2 protein-coding genes are annotated in these 3794 nt (G+C 53.9%); both read left to right on the forward strand.

Annotated elements, in window-relative coordinates; translation table 11 throughout:
* Positions 1-1478: WD40 repeat domain-containing protein (locus MU516_RS19230; RefSeq protein WP_260278816.1), on the forward strand; the 1478-nt coding region annotated here is incomplete at its 5' end.
* A 187-nt stretch (positions 1479-1665) separates the two neighbouring features.
* Complete coding sequence (locus MU516_RS19235) at positions 1666-3396, forward strand: type IV secretory system conjugative DNA transfer family protein (protein ID WP_260278818.1); 1731 nt, start codon at positions 1666-1668, stop codon at positions 3394-3396.
* Positions 3397-3794 lie beyond the last annotated feature (398 nt).

Genomic DNA, 3794 nt, shown 5'->3' on the forward strand with positions numbered 1-3794 from the left:
CCGCCGACTTCCCTATGCGCCGATGCCCAACCTGCCAAGGCATCGACTACGGCAAGGGCTGCCCGAAATGCGCAAAGCAGCCGCAGGAAGAAGAGGAGCCGCTCCAGAGGACGTTCGGGGAAGGGGACGGGCGGCACAGCGAGAGCGAAAGCGCCAGCGAAGCTCGCGCAAATCGCCGCGTTAGGGCCTTCAGCGCCGAGGACGAGTTCATCGTACCAAGCACCTATCGCGGGCCGATCCTCCCGGCGCCATCGGCCAATGAACGATGGGTCGATGTCCTGAGCGACGCGAGTTTTCAGAGGATCGAAAAGCTGAAGTTCGGACCCGATTTCTCGAGCGAGGGATCGCACAGGACCGTGACTTGGCTAAACGAGAACCAATTTGCGATAGCCAAGAATTTCCGTGTCTTCCGGGTGACGGTGCCGAGCGGTGCGACCGAAGAGATGTTCAGAACACCAGCCTGGCGCGAGCGGTCCATTTCTGACATGGCTGCGCTGGACGACGGCGCCATCGTTGTCTGCGGGGAAAGATTCTGGGCGCATGTCTGGAGGGACGGTCAGCAGTGGGCAAAGGGCCATGATTCTCCTTTCGCCTGCAATCCGGATTGGGATCGGGTGAGCGTTTCAAAATCTGGCCAACTCGTTCGAACAGGCTTGACCACACACGAAGTCAGCAAGAGCTGGATCTTTGGCTTTAGTGGTTTCGGCGAAAACACTAATTACAAGGGACATGAGTTCTTCTTGTTCGAGAACCCACATGAACGCACGCCAAAGTCCTCGTTTGTTCTTGATTGGGGATATGGTGAGCTGAGGACCGGCACGACCGAGATAACTTGGTCTCCCTCCGAACGCTTCCTCGGGCTACATGACTTGTCTGGATCCGCACCCGTTGTTCTCGACCTGCTTGATGAGAAGCAGAAGTCGCCAATCTCCGGACGGCGGATGAAGCCTAACGAGGGGTTCATCCACGGGATCGCATGGCATCCCGTCCGTGACATTCTGGCAACCAGCTACCACATTTGGGCTGATCAATCGGCTGGAGTTCAGCGATTCGGATTCGCAATTCTAGATGCTGCAACGGGCAACCAGCTTTTCGATCAAGCCGTCTCAAGAAGTGATTATTCTACCTGCCTCGATTGGTGCAGCACAGGCCGCCGTATCGCAATAGGCGGCAACGATCATGCCGTAATCCTTTGGGATTTAGTTACTGGTAGCGGTCAGCAACTTCTCGGTCACCGAGGCAAAGTCAAAGAGGTGCGTTTCAGCCCCGATGGTCAACGTCTTGCAAGTTCATCTGAGGATGAAAACTGGAAGAGGCGAACCATAATCTGGGGGTGCCATGCTCCGTACCCAAAGCTCGCAGAGTTTGATGGCAGCATACATGAATACAGCAAGATCCGTAGCTCTCCATGGAGTTCCTCAGGGCGGCGACTTCTTGCTTCTCATCGAGACGGCATCCGCGTGATGGAGTTGCAATAGTGATTAGTCCTTCGGAGGAACTCGGAACGGGCGCCGAAAGCGAACCACTCATTCGTCTGTCGGATTGTACGACAGCAGCATACGGCTTGGATGCTGAATTTTGCCTTACTCCAAGACGAGCGCGCCTTGGCTGAGACGTGTGCACTGTTCAAGGTCACGCACCTTCATGATCGCTCGGAGGTATCAGTTGCTAGCTGATCTAGAGAAGAACCGCTATCTGCTTTGGCGCAGATTGCGCCAGATCGCATCTCTCCTGTTGGCGTTGCTCTCAGCCTACAGCCTCTGGTCGAGTTCCGCCATTCACTCGCTGATCGGAGAGAGGGTATCGATAGTCATCGGTATCCTGATCATCGTCGCATCTGCTACGCGCCTCGTTCAGGGCGAGGTGCGATACATGAATGAAGAGTATGGGCTGACCTTGTTCTCTCCGGGTCGAGGAACGCTACGCCAGCGCAGCACCCTAGGTGCTGGCCGGTTCTTGAGCCTGTTCGAACTGATGACAAAGTTTCGCAACCGAGAAGGTGCGATCAGGTTCGGCAGACCCATTCCTGCACATCGCTTTCTCGGCCTCGGGCGAAACTGCCTCGTCGGGCCTCCCGACGATCGCCATTTGATCACTGTGGCAGCAAACCGGTCGGGTAAAGGTACGGGAGCATTGATCCCGAACCTGTTGACGTATCCCGGCTCGGCTCTCGTGCTCGACCCCAAGGGAGAACTTGCTCAGATAACTGCCGCGAAACGCGGGAACGGTGGTGGTAGAGTGAAGCACAGTCTTGGACAAGCAGTGCATGTCTTCGACCCTGAGGAGCTAGTTACCAATCATTCGAGGTCATCCTGGAACCCGCTCAGTGAGATTGACCTTCACGATCCAAACCTGGTGCAACGGGTAGGAAGCATCTGCAGCGCGCTATTGCCGGAGCGCCTCGACTCCGGAAGTCACGACTACTTCACCAAGCAGGCGCGCAGCCTGCTAGAGTGCTATATCCTTCATGTCTTCGAGGTCGAACCGCTTGAGAACCATAATCTGGTCTTCGTAAGAAAGCTGATCCGTAATGCGGACGTTGAACTCTCGTCGCTTTACAACAGTGAAATGTCTGCGCCGGAGGTCGACCCATCCACAATTATACCGGATCCCCATGATCAGCTTTTTCACTTTATGACCTTTAATCAGCCAAACTACACAGAATCTATTTCTGACAAGATTGTTGGAGTCGCACAAAGCATGCTCCATGCAGATCCCGGAGAACGGAGCGGCGTCATGAAAGAACTCGACAACGCAACAAAATTTCTTGACTATAGAATGTTCGAGCGGTCACTGACGAAGTCCGACTTCAAGCTGAGCGATTTGAAGAACTCCCAGACTACCGTCTACATTTGCCTTTCTTCTCTTTCACTTTCAGAGTCGCCTCGCGCAATTGCATATCTCTTCTTCTATTTGGCGCTCGGGGAAATGGAAAGGAACAAAAGAAAGCCGAGGCACAGCATTCTCTTTGCAATCGATGAATTCTATTCTCTAGGCTATATGGCTCCAATCGAACGTGCAATGGGCTTCATAGCCGGGTCTGGCGTCAAGCTTTGGCTGATCATGCAACACATCGGTCAACTGCAGGCGCTCTACCCCAAGACCTGGGATAACTTTCTCCGGAATTGCTATGCACAACAGTTTTTTGGCGACCAGAAGCCAGAGAATCTAGACTATCTTGAGAAGACAATTGGCCAGAGATACTTAAAGCGAAAGGATGGAACAGAAGCGACCTCACCCCTAATATCTGCGCAAGAGCTCGCTACAAACTACTTTGTTCGCGATTCTAGAAGGCAGATTGTCCTGTTTGCTCAAGAGCCAGCAGCGCAGCTGGAACTTATGGACTATTACAATTTCTTCCCAAAGAGTGACTACAATGATGACGACCGAAGTTGAGCCTCCTGAGAGGAGAACGCTACCGATGTTGTTCTGTTTCTCCCAGTTGAGAACGTCGCACATGCAAAGGAGGTAATTTCAGAACTATGTGTGATCAGCAATTTTGCATATAGTTCAAGGCGTAAGTGGCGGAGAGGGTTGGACGTCAGGCCCATCCTCTCCGCCACTTGCCCTCGCGAAAGCGTTCTCCCAATCCGGCTGCGGCCGGATTTTCTCGTTGTATTCGAGGGTTATGCGGGAAGGGCAGAGCACTGACCCCGCCGCCAGTAGGGCCGGAAGTGTATGCCTCCGGGGAGGGCCGCCTGAGCACGGGATTGGATTTCAGCTAAGAGCCTGAAGCTATGGCAGACCATAGCATCATGTCCCAGGTAGAGGTTCTCTCGGTCACGGATACAGGC

The sequence above is a fragment of the Paracoccus maritimus genome, assembly GCF_025195095.1.
GTDB classification, from domain to species: domain Bacteria; phylum Pseudomonadota; class Alphaproteobacteria; order Rhodobacterales; family Rhodobacteraceae; genus Paracoccus; species Paracoccus maritimus.